Source organism: Halopseudomonas bauzanensis, from assembly GCF_900114735.1.
In the GTDB taxonomy this organism is placed as follows: Bacteria; Pseudomonadota; Gammaproteobacteria; order Pseudomonadales; family Pseudomonadaceae; genus Halopseudomonas; species Halopseudomonas bauzanensis.
On sequence record NZ_FOUA01000002.1, the window covers coordinates 189,067 to 205,002 of the forward strand.

The 15,936-nt window shown below is 62.5% G+C and carries 16 protein-coding genes; 7 read left to right on the forward strand and 9 right to left on the reverse strand.

Annotated elements, in window-relative coordinates; all coding sequences use genetic code 11:
- Positions 1–130: 130 nt before the first annotated feature.
- Entirely contained in the window at positions 131–2,875 is a 2,745-nt protein-coding gene (gene polA / locus BM267_RS07255; RefSeq protein WP_074779061.1) for a DNA polymerase I, read from the reverse strand.
- A gap of 75 nt (positions 2,876–2,950) precedes the next feature.
- Between polA and BM267_RS07260 the strand changes: the two genes are divergently transcribed.
- Both BM267_RS07260 and BM267_RS07265 read left to right on the forward strand, forming a co-directional pair.
- Positions 2,951–3,238 (forward strand): DUF2782 domain-containing protein, encoded by a 288-nt coding sequence (locus tag BM267_RS07260; protein ID WP_036991562.1) that lies wholly within the window; start codon positions 2,951–2,953, stop codon positions 3,236–3,238.
- A gap of 9 nt (positions 3,239–3,247) precedes the next feature.
- On the forward strand, positions 3,248–4,201 hold the full coding sequence (locus BM267_RS07265) for a homoserine kinase (RefSeq protein WP_074779059.1): 954 nt from the start codon (positions 3,248–3,250) through the stop codon (positions 4,199–4,201).
- 55 nt (positions 4,202–4,256) lie between these two features.
- Here the strand turns inward: BM267_RS07265 and BM267_RS07270 are convergent, their stop codons facing one another.
- Complete coding sequence (locus BM267_RS07270) at positions 4,257–5,348, reverse strand: NADH:flavin oxidoreductase/NADH oxidase (protein WP_074779057.1); 1,092 nt, start codon at positions 5,346–5,348, stop codon at positions 4,257–4,259.
- Positions 5,349–5,431: 83 nt separating this feature from the next.
- Between BM267_RS07270 and BM267_RS07275 the strand changes: the two genes are divergently transcribed.
- Entirely contained in the window at positions 5,432–5,737 is a 306-nt protein-coding gene (locus tag BM267_RS07275) for an ArsR/SmtB family transcription factor (protein WP_036991565.1), read from the forward strand.
- 48 nt (positions 5,738–5,785) lie between these two features.
- Here the strand turns inward: BM267_RS07275 and BM267_RS07280 are convergent, their stop codons facing one another.
- Positions 5,786–7,414 (reverse strand): methyl-accepting chemotaxis protein, encoded by a 1,629-nt coding sequence (locus BM267_RS07280; protein WP_235818249.1) that lies wholly within the window; start codon positions 7,412–7,414, stop codon positions 5,786–5,788.
- Between the two features lie 146 nt (positions 7,415–7,560).
- Positions 7,561–8,478 (reverse strand): zinc ABC transporter substrate-binding protein ZnuA, encoded by a 918-nt coding sequence (locus tag BM267_RS07285; protein WP_074779055.1) that lies wholly within the window; start codon positions 8,476–8,478, stop codon positions 7,561–7,563.
- Between the two features lie 67 nt (positions 8,479–8,545).
- On the opposite strand from BM267_RS07285, the gene BM267_RS07290 reads away from it, so the two are divergent.
- The 3 genes from BM267_RS07290 to znuB are packed head-to-tail and all read left to right on the forward strand — an operon-like array spanning position 8,546 to position 10,591.
- Positions 8,546–9,040 (forward strand): Fur family transcriptional regulator, encoded by a 495-nt coding sequence (locus tag BM267_RS07290; RefSeq protein ID WP_036991566.1) that lies wholly within the window; start codon positions 8,546–8,548, stop codon positions 9,038–9,040.
- Positions 9,037–9,813, forward strand: coding sequence for a zinc ABC transporter ATP-binding protein ZnuC (znuC, locus tag BM267_RS07295; protein ID WP_036991567.1), 777 nt, complete (start codon positions 9,037–9,039; stop codon positions 9,811–9,813). The genes BM267_RS07290 and znuC overlap by 4 nt, the downstream gene beginning before the upstream one ends.
- Positions 9,806–10,591 (forward strand): zinc ABC transporter permease subunit ZnuB, encoded by a 786-nt coding sequence (gene znuB, locus BM267_RS07300; RefSeq protein WP_036991568.1) that lies wholly within the window; start codon positions 9,806–9,808, stop codon positions 10,589–10,591. The genes znuC and znuB overlap by 8 nt, the downstream gene beginning before the upstream one ends.
- A 14-nt stretch (positions 10,592–10,605) precedes the next feature.
- Here znuB and aroE read toward each other — a convergent pair whose 3' ends face one another.
- The 5 genes from aroE to BM267_RS07325 all read right to left on the reverse strand — a co-directional run bounded on the left by aroE (position 10,606) and on the right by BM267_RS07325 (position 15,225).
- On the reverse strand, positions 10,606–11,421 hold the full coding sequence (gene aroE, locus BM267_RS07305; protein WP_074779053.1) for a shikimate dehydrogenase: 816 nt from the start codon (positions 11,419–11,421) through the stop codon (positions 10,606–10,608).
- On the reverse strand, positions 11,421–12,353 hold the full coding sequence (gene hemF / locus BM267_RS07310; RefSeq protein WP_074779051.1) for an oxygen-dependent coproporphyrinogen oxidase: 933 nt from the start codon (positions 12,351–12,353) through the stop codon (positions 11,421–11,423). The genes aroE and hemF overlap by 1 nt, the downstream gene beginning before the upstream one ends.
- Before the next feature lie 11 nt (positions 12,354–12,364).
- Positions 12,365–12,922 carry an L-threonylcarbamoyladenylate synthase type 1 TsaC gene (locus tag BM267_RS07315; protein WP_074779049.1) on the reverse strand — a complete coding sequence of 186 codons (558 nt, stop codon included), beginning with the start codon at positions 12,920–12,922 and terminating at the stop codon, positions 12,365–12,367.
- A 70-nt stretch (positions 12,923–12,992) separates the two neighbouring features.
- A complete protein-coding gene (gene dprA, locus BM267_RS07320) occupies positions 12,993–14,120 on the reverse strand; it encodes a DNA-processing protein DprA (RefSeq protein ID WP_074779047.1) in 1,128 nt (375 codons plus the stop codon).
- Between the two features lie 79 nt (positions 14,121–14,199).
- Positions 14,200–15,225 (reverse strand): LysM peptidoglycan-binding domain-containing protein, encoded by a 1,026-nt coding sequence (locus BM267_RS07325; RefSeq protein ID WP_036992081.1) that lies wholly within the window; start codon positions 15,223–15,225, stop codon positions 14,200–14,202.
- Positions 15,226–15,364: 139 nt separating this feature from the next.
- Here BM267_RS07325 and def point away from each other — a divergent pair, with 139 nt between their 5' ends.
- On the forward strand, positions 15,365–15,877 hold the full coding sequence (def, locus tag BM267_RS07330) for a peptide deformylase (RefSeq protein WP_083392444.1): 513 nt from the start codon (positions 15,365–15,367) through the stop codon (positions 15,875–15,877).
- Positions 15,878–15,936 lie beyond the last annotated feature (59 nt).

Genomic DNA, 15,936 nt, shown 5'->3' on the forward strand with positions numbered 1-15,936 from the left:
GGGATGCCCGGTATTCTGCCAACACTAAATCACATCTAAGGAGCATGAAGGGCTTGACTGGCCATTCATAGTCTCTGACCGGGCGGTTTCCGGGGAAGTTCCCCGGCCGCTGAAAATTATTTCGTGCCGGTCAATGGGCCTCGTCCCAGTTGTCGCCGATGCCGGTTTCAACCAGCAGCGGCACGTCCAGCTCAGCCGCGGCGCTCATCCGTTCACACAGGCCGGCGCTGACCTGGTCGAGCAGATCCTCGCGGACCTCCAGCACCAGTTCATCGTGCACCTGCATGACCACCCGGGCGTCCAGCCCCGAGCTCTGCAACCAGCGGTCAACCTCGATCATCGCGCGTTTGATGATATCGGCGGCGGTGCCCTGCATCGGTGCGTTGATCGCGGTACGCTCGGCACCCTTGCGCATGGCCTGGTTCTTCGAGTGGATCTCCGGCAGGTACAGGCGCCGACCGAACAGGGTTTCGACGAAGCCCTTCTCCGCCGCCTGGGCGCGGGTGTCTTCCATGTAGCGCAACACCCCGGGATAGCGGGTGAAGTAGCGGTCGATATAATCCTGGGACTGCTTGCGGTCGACACCGATCTGCTTGGCCAGGCCGAAGGCGCTCATGCCGTAGATCAGTCCGAAGTTGATCGCCTTGGCGCTGCGCCGCTGGTCGTTGCTGACCTCATCCAGAGCCACGCCGAAGACTTCGGCCGCGGTGGCCCGGTGCACGTCCAGGCCCTTGCGAAAGGCATCCAGCAGGCCTTCGTCCTGGGCCAGATGCGCCATGATGCGCAACTCGATCTGCGAATAGTCCGCGGCCATGATCTTGTAGCCGGGCGGTGCGATGAAGGCCTGGCGGATGCGCCGGCCCTCGGCGCTGCGGATCGGAATGTTCTGCAGGTTCGGGTCGGAGGAGGACAACCGGCCGGTCGCGGTGACCGCCTGGTGATAACTGGTATGGATGCGCCCGGTGCGCGGGTTGATCTGTTCCGGCAGGCGGTCGGTGTAGGTGCTCTTGAGCTTGCTCACCGTGCGGTATTGCATGATCACCTGGGGCAGCTCGTAGCCCTGGTCGGCCAGCTCGGCGAGTACCGATTCAGCAGTGGATGGCTGGCCTTTGGCGGTCTTGGAGATCACCGGCAGGCCTTGCTTCTCGTAAAGAATGGCACATAGCTGCTTCGGCGAGCCGAGGTTGAATTCCTCGCCGGCCAGTTCGAAGGCCTGGCGCTCCAGCGCGACCATCTTGTCGCCCAGCTCGCGGCTCTGGATACCCAGCAGCTTGGCATCGACCAATGCGCCGCTGCGCTCGATGCGGGCCAGCACCGGCACCAACGGCATCTCGATCTGTTCCAGTACCTTGGCCAGGGAGGTGATGCCCTGCAGCTTCTGCCACAGGGTCTGGTGCAGGCGCAGGGTCAGGTCGGCGTCTTCGGCGGCGTAGGGGCCGGCCTGTTCCAGCGCGATCTGGTCGAAGGTCAGCTGTTTTGCGCCCTTGCCGGCAATATCCTCAAACCGCACGGTGCCGGTGCCCAGGTATTTCAGCGCCAGGCTGTCCAGATCGTGGCGGGTGGCCGTGGAGTCCAGCACGTAGGATTCGAGCATGGTATCGAACGCCACGCCCTGCACCTGGATACCGTAATGCGCCAGCACGTTCATGTCGTACTTGGCATGTTGCGCGACCTTGCGCTTGCCCGGATCTTCCAGCACGGGCTTGAGCGCCGCCAGCACCTGGTCGCGGTCGAGTTGGTCAGGCACACCCATGTAATTGTGGGCCAGTGGCACATAAGCCGCTTCGTGGGGGCTGACCGCAAAGGAGATGCCGACCAGGTCCGCCTGCTGGGCATGGATGCTGGTGGTTTCGGTATCGAAGGCGATCAGCGTGGCGTTCTGCAGCCGGTTGAGCCAGATATCGAAGCGCGCCTGGTCGAGAATGGTCTCGTATTCCGGCTCGACCGCCTCCGCCTGGTTCGGCGCCTCCACCGCCTCGCCGGCAGCTTTCGCCTCGCGCAGCAGATCGTCGAGCCAGTTCTTGAATTCCAGCTTGCGATACAGCTCGATCAGCGCTTCGCGGTTGGGCTCGGTCGGATGCAGGGCGTCGACCCGCACGTCCAGCTCCACATCCACCTTGATGGTCGCCAACTGGTGGGACAGATAGGCCATGTCCTTATGTTCGAGCATCTTCTCCGCCAGCTTCTTGGCACCGCGGATCGGCAGCTCGGCAATTTTGTCCAGGTTGGCGTAGATCACATCCATGCCGCCGCCCAGGCCGGTCAGCAGACCCAACGCGGTTTTCTCGCCCACCCCCGGTACGCCGGGGATGTTGTCTACCTTGTCGCCCATCAGCGCCAGGTAATCGATGATCAGCTCGGGGCCGATACCAAACTTCTCACGCACGCCATCCGCATCCATCACCGTGCCGGTCATGGTATTGACCAGGGTGATGTGGTCGTCGACCAGCTGCGCCATGTCCTTGTCACCCGTGGAAATCACTACCGGACAGCCCAGCGCGGCGCTCTGCCGGGCCAGGGTACCGATCACATCGTCGGCCTCGACGCCATCGATACACAGCAGCGGCAGGCCGAGCGCCTTGACGCTGGCATGCAGCGGCTCGACCTGCAGGCGCAGATCGTCGGGCATGGGTGGGCGATGGGATTTGTAATTCTCGAACAAGGCATCACGGAAGGTCGGCCCCTTGGCATCGAAAACCACCGCAAAAGGGCTGTCCGGGTACTGTTTGCGCAGGCTCTTGAGCATATTGAGCACGCCCTTGACCGCGCCAGTGGGCTTGCCGGTGGAGGTGGTCAACGGCGGCAACGCGTGGAAGGCCCGATACAGATAGGAGGAGCCGTCAACGAGAATCAGCGGGGCAATGGAGTCAGTCATGCGTCAGGTCAGCGTTCCAGAAGAAAAAGGGGCTAGAATGACCTTAACGTCATTCCACTAAAGGACAAGGTTAACATGACACGCATGATTGGCCGCGGGTTGGCTGCACTGACATTGATCGCCAGTTTCGCCGTAATGGCACAAGAACCGCCGCTCACCGGCGAGCCGGATGTGACCATTCGTCAGGAGGGCGACAAGACCATCGAGGAGTACCGCATGAACGGCTTCCTCTATGCGATCAAGATCACGCCGAAGAACGGTGCGCCCTATTTTCTGGTCGCCGTGGACGATGATGGCAACTTCACCCGGGCCGACAACCCCAACGGCCTGCGCATTCCCTCATGGAAGATCTTCGAGTGGTAAGGCGCTGACATGTCGGTATTCACTCCGGTCGAGCGACCTGAGCTGGAAGACTTTCTGCAGCGCTTCGAGCTCGGCCGGCTGATCGATTACAGCGGCATCGCCGGCGGCACCGAGAACAGCAACTTCTTCGTCGCCACCGAGCGGGGCGAATACGTGTTGACCCTGGTCGAACGTGGCCCGATCGCCGAACTGCCGTTTTTCATCCAGTTGCTCGACCGCCTGCAGCAGGCTGGCTTGCCGGTGCCCTATGCCCTGCGCGACCGCAGCGCTATCGCCCTGCATCGTCTCAATGATCGACCGGCATTGTTGCAGCCAAGGTTGCCGGGGCGGCATATCGATACCCCGGATGCCAGCCATTGCCAGGCGGTCGGCCAGACGCTGGCGCGACTGCATGATGCCACGGCGACCAGCGGTCTGCTGCGCCCAAGCGATCGGGGACTGGCGTGGATGACCACCGAGACCCGGGCGCTGCTTGAGCGCTGCGAGCCGCGGGCCCGCGCCACGCTGCATGCCATGCTGCCGGTATTGGACCGGCTGCGTCAGCAACGACCGATACTGCCCGAGGCGGTACTGCATGGGGACCTGTTCCGCGATAACGTGCTGTTCGATGGCCATCACCTGACCGGCATCATCGATTTCTACAATGCCTTCAGCGGCTGGACGCTGTATGACGTCGCCATCTGCGTGAATGACTGGTGCCTGGCAGACGAGGGCGGCCTGGACGAACGGCGCACCGAAGCGCTACTGGCCGGTTATGCCAGCCACCGACGCTTTACCCCCTTGGAAGCGGAACACTGGCCTGACCTGCTACGCCTGGCGGCGCTGCGCTTCTGGCTATCACGGCAGCTGGCCGCCGACCACCATGCCGAACACAGCGGTGTGCTGATCAAGGAGCCGGCGCATTTCCAGCGGCTGCTGGAGGCGCATGGGACTATTGCGGTGGGGTTGCCATTGGCGCTGTAACCACGCCTTCTGAAACCATAGGGTGTCGAGTTCCATCTCGACACCGGTCAGCGGCTCAGTATCGCGCCAGCCAATGGGCATAGGGCGCGGGCAAGGTTGCCCAGGAGGCCTTTTCGATCTTCAATTCCCGGGCGGCGTAGTAGGCCCAGTGCGGGTTGGCCAGATGTGCCTTGCCGACCATGACCAGGTCCAGTTGGCCATCCTGTACCGCCTTTTCCGCAATATGCGGCTCACCGAAGCCCCAGGCCGAGGCAACCGGGATCCCCGCTTCGCGGCGTACCCGCTCGGCGATGGGGCCCATAAAGGCTGGCGCCCAGGGAATCCGTGCCTCGGGAATGTTGAAGCCGATGCTGACGCTCAGCAGATCCAGTCCACCTTCCTTGAAGCGGCGGGTCAGGTCGATGGACTCGGTCAGGGTCTGCTCGTCGTTGCCATCGAATTCCAGCACGCCAAAGCGCATGGTCAGTGGCAGATGCGCTGGCCATACCTCGCGCACCGCAGCGAAGGTTTCACGCAGGAAACGACTGCGGTTCTCGTAGTTGCCGCCATAGGCATCGGTGCGCTGATTGGAATGCTCGGAGAAGAAGCTCTGCGCCAGATAGCCATGGGCAAAGTGCAGCTCAAGCCACTCGAAACCGACTTCCAGCGCGCGCCGGGCAGCAGCGACGAAGTCATCACGTACCCGGGCGATATCGTCCAGGGTCATTTCCTGCGGCTGCTTGCTCAGGTTTGCGCCAAAGGCAATGGGGGAGGGCGCGATGGTCTGCCAGCCGCGCGGGTCGTCGTTGGCGATGTGGTCGTCCCCTTCCCAGGGATTGTTGGCACTGGCCTTGCGACCGGCGTGGGCGATCTGGATGCCCGGCACGCCTCCGTGCTGCTTGATTGCCCGGACGGTCGGAATGAACGCCTGGGCCAATTCATCGTTCCAGATGCCGGCGCAGTCGGGAGTGATGCGCCCTTCCGGCGCCACGGCAGTGGCTTCGACAATGACCAGGCCGGCGCCACCGCGGGCCATGCCGGCATAGTTCTGCAGATGCCAGTCGTTCACCAGTCCGTCGACGGCGCGGTACTGACACATGGGAGGTACGGCAATCCGATTGCGCAGGGTGATGTCCTTCAGGGTGAAGGGCTGGAATAACGCGGACATGAAGAATTCCTGTGATGGGGATGAGTTGTTCGATTTTATTCGAACAATGGATCAAAGACAAACCCCAAGGTAGAATTATTGTCATGAGACCTTTCAAACATCCTGCTCCCGATCAGTTCGTACTCGAGCGTGTGCTCTATGCGCTGAGTGATCCGGTGCGTCTGGAAGTCGTGCAACGTCTGGCCCAGGTAGCCGAGGCCAGTTGCGGCGAACTGGACGGTGGCCGGCCCAAATCGAGCATGTCCCACCACTTCCGGGTGCTTCGCGACGCGGGCCTGGTCTGCACCTATGGCGTAGGCACCAGCCATATGAATTCCCTGCGCCGGGAAGAGATGGACAGCCGCTTCCCCGGGTTGCTCACCGCCATTCTGGGTAACAAGGGGACCTGAAGCCGGGGCGGGCTTGCGCCGCCCGGCTTGCCTTTCGCCAGCCGCCGCTCAGGTCTGAAAGCGGGTCACCAGCTCGTTGAGTTCCACTGCCAGGCGTGACAGCTCGCGACTGGCAGCGCTGGTCTGCTCAGCGCCAGCGGCTGTCTGGGTCGACAGATCCCGGATATTCACCAGATTGCGATCGACCTCATTGGCCACCTGGGCCTGCTCTTCGGCAGCGCTGGCAATAACCAGGTTGCGCTCATTGATCTGGCTGACGGCAGCAGATACCAGCGCGAAGGCATCACCGGCCTGCTGCGACTGTTGCCGGGTACTGGCGGCCATGGTATCGCTGATCTGCATGGCCGCCACGGTGCGCTCGCTGCCCTGCTGGATATTGCCGATCATCGTCTCGATTTCTGCGGTCGACTGCTGAGTACGATGGGCCAGCGCACGCACCTCGTCGGCCACCACCGCAAATCCCCGCCCATGTTCACCTGCGCGAGCCGCCTCGATGGCGGCATTCAGCGCCAGCAGATTGGTCTGCTCGGCCACGGCGCGAATCACATCCAGCACGCCGCTGATATGCTGCGCATGGCTGGCCAGCGCCTCGACCTCCTTGGCCGTGGAGTGAATATTGTCCGACAGCTGCTGCATGCTGATCTGGGTCTGGGCGATCTGTTCACCACCCTGATTGGCGCTCGCCGCAGTGCTCTGGGATTGCTCGGAGGTCTGCACGGCGTTGCCGGCGACTTCTTCCACCGCTGCGCTCATTTCATTGACTGCGGTGGCTGCCTGCTGAATTTCATCATTTTGTCGCTGCAGGCTGCGGGTCGCATCTTCGGTGACCGCATTCAGTTCCTCGGCGGCCGAGGCCAGTTGCGAGGAAGAGTTGGCGATACCCTGGATGGTGTTGCGCAACTTGCCCTGCATATCTGCCAGCGCCCTTAGCAGTCGAGCCGCTTCGTCACGGCCGGTCACGTGAATCTGCTGGGTCAGGTTGCCGGTGGCTATCACCTCACTGACTTGCAGCGCCTGCCGGATCGGCGCAATGATGCTGCGGGTCAGCAGCCAGGCCAGCAGCAGCGTCAACGCCGTGGCTATCACAATGGCCAGGATGACCTGACGGATCGCGGACTGATAACTGTGCTCAGACTGCGCCGCGGCGGTATTGGCGCCGGCAATAATCAACGTCTCCAGCTGAATCAGTTGGGCGGTGGCGGCATCGGCAATGGGGTTGAGTTGCTGGTCGAGTATCTGCAATGCCCGCTCGCGATTGCCGGCATCCAACTCAACGGCCATCTCACCCGCCACGGTCATGTAGTTCAGCCGCTGTTGATGATAATCATCGAAAATGCGCTGCGGATGAGGTGAGGTGATGGCCTGATCGAGAGCAGCCTCCGCCTCCATCAGGTTCTGCTCCAGCGTGCTCATACGCTGGCGTTGTTGGCGGATGTCCTGCGGGTCGGTGGACAACAGCGAGCGCAGGGCATATATCCGATACCGCATGAAGTTCTGGTTGAGACTGTTCAGCTCCTGCAGGTTGGGCAGCCATACCTGCTCTATTTCTATCGTCTGGTCGTGAATACTGCTGGTCTCGCGAAGTGCCATGAAACCCAACAACAGAACGACGACAGCCATGGCAACGAAGCCGCCAGTCAACCGGGCGGCAATCGAGATATTGCGCAAATTGATCATGCACCTTTTCCTGTCAGCAGGTGTATACGGAAAAACACCCCATGCTTCGCTTTCAGCATGGGTGCTTTGGATACCTCTATATCGGCCCGGCTAGCCTGAAGCTTGAGCCGGGCGCAGAACGGAGCGACAGGAGGACCGGAACAGGATCAGAGTGCTTCGAGACAGTCGGCCAGGGCATTGCCCAGGGATTCAAGCAGTTGCTCGTAGCTGCCGGAGCTCGCAGAAATAGTGGTCCCCATCGGGTCCAGTTCAGCCTCATGTACCGGCATGCCGGCGCTCAGGGTGGCGAGACGCTCGGCGGGGAACTGCGGTTCCCGGAAGACACAGCTCGGACCGGCAGCGGCCAGCTGTTGGCGCAGCTCATGCAGATGCCGAGCACCGGGCTGCAGCTCCATCGACAGGGTGAATACGCCGAGCGGCCGCAGACCGACGCTGTCTTCCAGATAACCATAGGCATCATGAAAAACGAAATAGGGCTTGCCAGCCAGAGGCTGCAGGCGTTGTTGCAGCTGCGCCTGCAACTGATCGAGCCGCTGGCTGAACTCAGCTGCGTTACGCTGCATTCGATCGGCATGCTCAGGATACAATTGCGCCAGATCGACAGCCATCCAGCGGGCAATCTGGCTGGCGTTAGCGGCGGACAGCCAGATATGCGGGTCCAGGCTCCCCGGCGCGTGTTGGTGATCCCCATGGTCATGGTCATGATTGTTGTCGGCGTGCTGCGCTCCATCAAAGCTGCGCAGGGTCAGACCGGGAACCTGGTCCAGCCGGCGGGCGGCGGACTGAGTGTCGAGCAGATTCTGCAGAAAGCGCTCCAGTTCCGGGCCCACCCAGTAAAGGCGGTCGGCCGCGGCGATCTGCCGTCGGTCGGATGGACGCAGAGCATAATTGTGCGGCGAGGCCGTTGGCGGCAGCAGCACTTCAGGCTCGGCGATACCGTCCAGCACAGCGGCGGCTATCAGTTGTAACGGCTTGACGCTGGTAAGCACGCTGGGTGTAGCAGCCGTCACGGGAAAAGACAGGCTCAGCCCGCAGGCCAGGGCAAGCAGGAAACGCAGGATCATCGGACATACCTCGGACGTAGAATTGTTATATAATAACAGTCATCGTCAAATTCGCTATAGGGCCCGCATGAACAAATTCGTTTTGCCGGAACACCCCCACTGTCCCCATGACCACAGCCAGTGCGTCAGCGATGCGCTGAGCGCCGCCGAGCAGGTCTGCGAGCGGGCCGGGGCAAGACTGACCGCGCTGCGCAAGCGCGTACTGGAACTGGTCTGGCAAAGCCATCGACCGCTGGGCGCCTATGATCTGCTGGAAACCCTGGCGCGCGAGGACGACCGCCGCCCGGCACCGCCAACGGTTTACCGCGCCCTGGACTTCCTGCAGGAGCAGGGACTGGTGCACCGCATCGCGTCACTGAACGCCTTTATCGGCTGCGCCAGCCCGGAACACACCCACCAGGGCCACTTCCTCATTTGCCGCAATTGTCGGGTCGCCATCGAGCTGGACCAGTCGCTGATCCATCCGGCCATTGCCAAGGTCGCAGACCAGATGGATTTTTCTGTGGAAGCGGAAACCGTGGAAATCGCCGGCCTGTGCAGCCAGTGCCGGGAGGCGGCATGAGCGAGACGCTGCTCAGTCTCAGCCGAATCGGTCTGCAACGGCATGGCAATGCCATTCTCGAAGACATTTCCCTGCAGGTACGTCGTGGCGAGATCGTCACGCTGATTGGCCCCAATGGGGCCGGCAAGACCAGCCTGGTGCGTATCGTGCTCGGCCTGCTCAAGGCCGACAGTGGCAAGCTCCAGCGTCAGCCGCGTCTGCGTATCGGCTATATGCCGCAGAAATTGCAGATCGATGCCACCCTGCCGCTGACGGTGCTGCGCTTTCTGTTGCTGGCGCCCGGCGTCAAGCGCGCCGCTGCGCTGACCGCGCTGGAAGAAGTCGGTGCAGCTCACCTGGCGCAACGCCCGCTGCAGCAGGTATCTGGCGGTGAGCAGCAACGCATTCTGCTGGCCCGTGCGCTGCTGCGCCAACCTGACCTGCTGGTACTGGATGAGCCGGTGCAGGGAGTGGATGTAAATGGCCAGATCGAGCTGTATCAGTTGATCACCCGACTGCGCGATCGTTACGGCTGCGGGGTGCTGATGGTCTCCCATGATCTACATCTGGTGATGGCGACAACCAATACGGTGGTGTGCCTGAACCGCCATGTCTGCTGTTCCGGCCGGCCGGAACAGGTCAGTACCGACCCGGCCTTCGTCGCCCTGTTCGGCGAACAGGCCAGCGCTCTGGCCGTCTACAACCATCACCACGACCACAGCCATGACATGCATGGCGAAGTCATCGACGCTCCCCATCATCATCCGGACGGATCTACCTGCAAACATGCCTGACTTTCTTTTCTATGCATTATTGGCGGGGCTCGGGTTGGCGCTGGTGGCGGGCCCGCTGGGCTCCTTCGTGGTGTGGCGGCGCATGGCCTATTTCGGCGACACCCTGGCCCATTCCGCCTTGCTTGGTGTGGCGCTGGGCATACTGCTGCAGCTCAACCTGACCCTGGCGGTAACGGCCGGATGCGTATTGCTGGCAGTATTGCTGGTGGCCATGCAGAACCGCAAATGGCTGGCCAGTGACACCCTGCTGGGGATCCTGGCCCACAGCACCCTGTCACTGGGTATCGTGGTGCTGGCGCTGACCGACAATGTGCGAGTAGACCTGCTGGCCTACCTGTTTGGCGACTTGTTGGCGATCACCTCGGCGGATCTGAACTGGATGCTCGGCGGGCTGGTGGTCGTCATGGTGTTGCTGGCCTGGTTGTGGCGGCCATTGCTGTCGGTAACCGTACACGAGGAGCTGGCGCGGGTCGAAGGCCTGCCGGTCAGCGGCATTCGCCTGGCATTGATGCTGTTGATCGCCATCGTCATCGCGGTGGCGATGAAGGTGGTGGGCGTGCTGTTGATCACTTCGTTGTTGATCATCCCGCCGGCCGCCGCTCAGCGCCACGCACGCACGCCGGAACAGATGGCGGTTGGTGCCAGTTGTCTGGGTTGTGTTGCAGTGCTCGGCGGGCTGGCGTTGTCGTGGAACCTGGATACGCCGGCCGGGCCGTCGATCGTGGTAAGCGCAGCAGGGCTGTTCATGCTGTCACTGCTGATACCGCGCCGGGCGTAAGCAACAGTTGATGCTCAGCCGCGCTGCCGCAGCGAGGCCAGCACCGGGGCGGTGTCAGGGCGCACACCGCGCCACAGGAAAAAGGCTTCTGCGGCCTGTTCCACCAGCATGCCCAGGCCGTCGATGCAGCGCGCTGCACCCTGCTCGTCGGCCCAGCGATTGAAGACCGTCGCCTCACTGGCATACATCATGTCGTAGCACCAGGTGTGCCCCGGACGGATCAGGCTGGGGGGCAGCGGCGGTAGCTGGCCATCCAGGCTGGCGGAGGTGGCATTTATGATCAGGTCCACCGATTCCTCCAGCCAGTCGAAGCCGGCCGCGCTGATCGGACCCTGGTCCTTGAATAGCATGGCCAGCTGTTCGGCCTTCTCCACCGTACGGTTGACCACGCACAGCTGCGCCGGCCCGGCTTCGAGCAGCGGCTGGATAACGCCCCGCGCGGCACCACCGGCGCCAATCAGCAAGATCCGCTTGCCGGCCAGCGGCAACCCGGCGTTATGCTGAATATCCCGCACCAGACCCTTGCCATCGGTGTTGTCGCCCAGCAGGCTGCCGTCGTCCAGACGCTGAATGGTATTCACCGCACCGGCCCGTTCGGCTGCCGGCGTGCGGCTATCGACCAGCGCCCAGGCCTGTTCCTTGAAGGGGACGGTCACATTGACGCCACGACCCTCTTGCAGAAAATCCCGCAGAGTGCCGGCGAAATCATCCAGCGGCGCCAACAGCGCCTCGTACTGCAGCTGCTCGCCGGTCTGCCGGGCGAACAGGCCGTGGATCGGCGGCGACTTACTGTGGGCGATCGGGTTGCCGATCACGGCATAGCGGTCCATCAGTTCGCCCCCTTCAGCCAGTCGCGCGGCGGCAGAAACTCGGTCAGCAGGCGCGCTTCGGCACTGCCCGGCTCGGGCTCCCAGTTATAGCCCCAGCGCACGGTTGGCGGCAGCGACATGAGAATCGACTCGGTGCGCCCACCCGACTGCAGGCCGAACAGCGTGCCCCGGTCCCAGACCAGGTTGAATTCGACGTAACGGCCGCGACGATATTCCTGGAAGGCCTTCTGCTGTTCGGTCCAGGCGGTATGACGACGGCGCTCGATGATCGGCAGGTAGGCTTCGAGATAGGCATCGCCGATGGCGCGCATGAACTCAAAGCAGCGCTCGAACCCCCATTCGTTGAGGTCATCGAAGAATAACCCGCCGATGCCCCGGGCTTCGTTGCGGTGGCGCAGATAAAAGTAGTCATCGCACCACTTCTTGTAACGCGGATAGACCTCATCACCGAAGGGCGCGCAGGCATCGCGGGCGATGCGATGCCAATGGATGCAGTCTTCCTCGCTGGCGTAATAGGGCGTCAGATCGAAACCGCCGCCGAACCACCAGACCGGCTCGGCGCCTTCCTTCTCGGCAATGAAAAAGCGCACGTTGGCGTGGGACGTGGGCACATGGGGGTTGTCTGGGTGCATCACCAGGGATACGCCCATGGCCTGGAAGCTGCGCCCAGCCAGCTCCGGCCGATGGGCCGTGGCCGATGGCGGCATGCCGTCGCCAAAAACATGGGAGAAACCGACGCCGCCCTTTTCCAGCAGCGCGCCGTTTTCCATAATCCGCGAACGGCCACCGCCGCCACCGGGGCGCTCCCAGCTGTCCTCGACGAACCGGCCACGGCTGTCAGCCTGCTCCAGTGCCGCGCAGATGCGATCCTGCAGGTTCATCAGATAATCTTTGACGGCAGCCACATCGGTAGCATCGGGAATCGTATTCATCAGTGACTCTCTCAGGCTGAGCGGATGACGGTATCGGTTTGCAGATCCCTGATGATACTGGGATTGCGCTGCGCACCCAAAGCACCAGGCACGATATCGTCCAGGCGATCATGGAAATACTGCTCTACGCGCAGGCGTGTGCGGGCCGCCGGCCGGCCGGCGGGATTGGCTGAGGTGGAGACCAGCGGGCCGGCCGCGGCCGTCAGCTGACGAATCAGCGGATGGTCGCTGACGCGCAGGGCGACGGTGGCATGGTTACCGGTAATCCATGGCGGCAGACGGCCCTGGTGCGGAACCAGCCAGGTATTCGGTCCGGGCCAGGACAATTGCAGTTTGGCCAACTGACTGTGCGGCAGATCCCACAGCAGGAATTCGAACTGCTCGGCACTGCCGGCGACCAGAATCAGGCCCTTTTCCACCGGCCGCTGCTTGAGCCACAGCAACCGCTCCACCGCCTCGGCTTTCCACGGATTGCAGCCCAACCCCCAGACCGCCTCGGTTGGATAGGCGATCACCCCTCCAGCCTGCAGCACCCTTCGTATCTGCCCCAACCGCCAACCCGCCAGCATAGTCCACCTCTTTGATTTGCGAGAGGCGACATTAGCCGAGCCAGCGGCCGGGCTCAAGGAAGTATTGCACTCAGCGAGTGCCGGTCAGCTGGCCACTGCGGGAATAACCGTGGGGCGTGTGTTGCACATGGCCGCTCAATTCAAGCTCCATCAGCCCCTGCAGCACCTGGTGAACCGGCAGGTTGCTTTGTCCGGCCAGCCAATCAGCCGTTACCGGATCATGGCCGATCCAGCGCCACAAGGGATGCCGGATGTGCTCGGTGACGGGCGGTTCGTCCGCTGCGGCAATGGCGTCGCGCAGCGGCAGGTGCAACACGCTGAGGATATCAGCGGTGGTTTCCACCAGGGTGGCACCATCGCGCAGCAGGCGATGGCAACCGCGGGCCTGCGGATTGTGGATCGAGCCCGGCATGGCGAACACCTCGCGATTCTGCTCCATGGCCAGCCGGGCAGTGATCAGTGAGCCGCTGTTGAGGCTGGCCTCGACCACCAGAGTGCCCATACTCAGGCCACTGATAATGCGGTTGCGCAGAGGAAACAGACCGGCATGCGGGGCGGTGCGCGGGGGCTGTTCGGAAACCAGCGCGCCGCCGGCGGCGACAATCGCATCGGCCAGCCGGCGATGTCGCCGTGGATAGCAATTATCCAGCCCCGTGCCCCATACCGCGATAGTCTGCCCACCGGCATCCAGCGCGCCCTGGTGAGCTGCGCCGTCGATGCCCAGCGCCATGCCGCTGGTGATGACCAGGCCGCTGTCGGCGAGGCTGTGGGCAAAAGCCCGGGCGGTGGCGGCACCCTGCGGGCCGGGATGGCGGGTGCCGACCATGGCCAGTTGCGGGTCCGCCAGCAGCGCCGGCTCGCCCTGCACGAACAGCACCAGCGGCGGATCGGTGATTTCCCGCAGTAGCGGCGGGTAAGCCGGGTCGTCGAAGGTCAGCAGATGGCAGCCCGGTTGCTCTAGCCACTGCAGGCTCTGCTCAACACGCTCCAGTATCGGACTATCGCCCTGCTGGCATTGCAGGATGGCGTTCTGGGTGCGCCGATTCAGCCCCAGGCTACCGAGGGTCAGCACATCAGCGCCGAATATCCGGATGGGGTCGGGATTCTGGTCGAGCAACTCGCGCCGCGCGGCAGGGCCCAGCCCGAGCATGCTCAGGGCCAGCCAGGCTTGCCGGCGGTCGGTCAGATCGAGGGGCATGGAATCAGCCTTCTGCGGAACGAATGAAGGGCTGAGAACGGCACACCCCCCCGCCCGAAAACGGGCGGGGGGGTGATCATCAGGGATTGCGGATCTTGTCCATGATTGCCAGCTGGCGCTGGGCGTTGAGCACGATGCCGTAGCTCATGCGGTCATAGACGCGGAATACCATCAACAGGCCGGCGCGCTCGTCGGGCAGTTGCACCCGCTCGTTCTGCACCCGGTCGCGAACCACTTCGCCGGTCTTGTAGATCGCCAATACGTTGCCTTCCTGCAGATTGTCGCGGGCACCCTTGTTGAGAATGACCACGTCATACTGGCCAATCTGGGTCACACCGTTGGGCACGTCGAGAATCAGGCCATCGATTTCATCTTCCGGGTCGCTGGGGAAGAAGGTGGAGGCCACAGCCCGCTCTTCGGTCTCCAGCAGGCGGTCACCGATGCGCACTTCCTGGCGGCTGCGGGTAACCATCAGCGTGGTGATGTCGCGCTCGGTGGCGAGCACGTCGGCGTTACCGATTTCCTGGGCGTGGATGCCGAGGAAGTCGCCACTCTGCGGATCGGTATAGGCCTTGCCACGGCGATAAAGGCCGAAGGCGGGGATGGTTTCATCTATATCACCACGGGCATAGACGCGATTGCCGGCACCGGCTACCACGCTTTCCGCTTCACCGCCGATGACATAGGGCGCGGCTTCCAGCTGCTCGGCGTCATCCATGATGCGTCCGGCATTCAGGAACGCGTTGATGGCTTCCAGCGGAATGGTCGGAATGGCTTCGGCCACAGCCGAGGACCGCACGGTAGGCGACAGCTTGATGGTACCACCCTGGCCGCGGTCAACCATCAGCCGTGGCTGGCCATCAATGTACACCAGCGATATGATGTCGCCGGGGTAGATGAGGTGGGGGTTGTTGATCTGCGGGTTGGCGTGCCAGATTTCCGGCCACTTCCAGGGCAGATTGAGAAACCGACCAGCAATATCCCATAGGGTATCGCCTCTGACTACCTGGTAACGCTCGGGGTGGTTTTCCCTGAACACCGACTCCTGGGCCTGCACCAGAATGCTCATCGAGAGCAGCAACAGGCCGAGTAATGTTTTCCTCATGACATGAATCCCTTTATTATAGAGGCCAGCACCCAAGGTCCCGCGCCTTCTCCGGCACGTGAACCAGCTATACTTCCAAGCTGCGTGCATATTAGCAGCACCTTACGAAACAGTTCTACAACGTGCATCACAAACCGACATGGCCATATTGAATATTTTAGAATTTCCCGATCCCCGGCTGCGTACCATCGCCAAGCCGGTCGACGTTGTTGATGAGCGCATCCGGCAACTGGTCGATGACATGTTTGAAACCATGTATGAAGCCCCAGGGATTGGACTGGCTGCGACACAGGTCAACGTGCATGAACGCGTCATCGTCATCGATCTCTCGGAAGACCGCAGCGAACCGCGGGTTTTCATCAATCCGGAGCTGGAGCCACTGACCGAGGATCTCGAAGAGATGCAGGAAGGTTGCCTCTCGGTACCCGGTTTCTACGAGACGGTCACCCGCCCCGAGCGCGTCCGGGTCAAGGCGCTGGACCGTGACGGCCAAGCCTTCGACATCGTTTGTGAAGGCCTGCTGGCGGTCTGCATCCAGCATGAATGCGATCACCTGAATGGCAAGCTGTTCGTGGATTATCTGTCCAACCTCAAGCGTGACCGCATCCGCAAGAAACTGGAGAAGCTGCACAAGGCGCAGGCCAACGCCTGAGCCCTTCAGGTCAGAAGGCTTGCTCCGGCAAGCCTTTTCTTTACCCGGATGATCCCTCG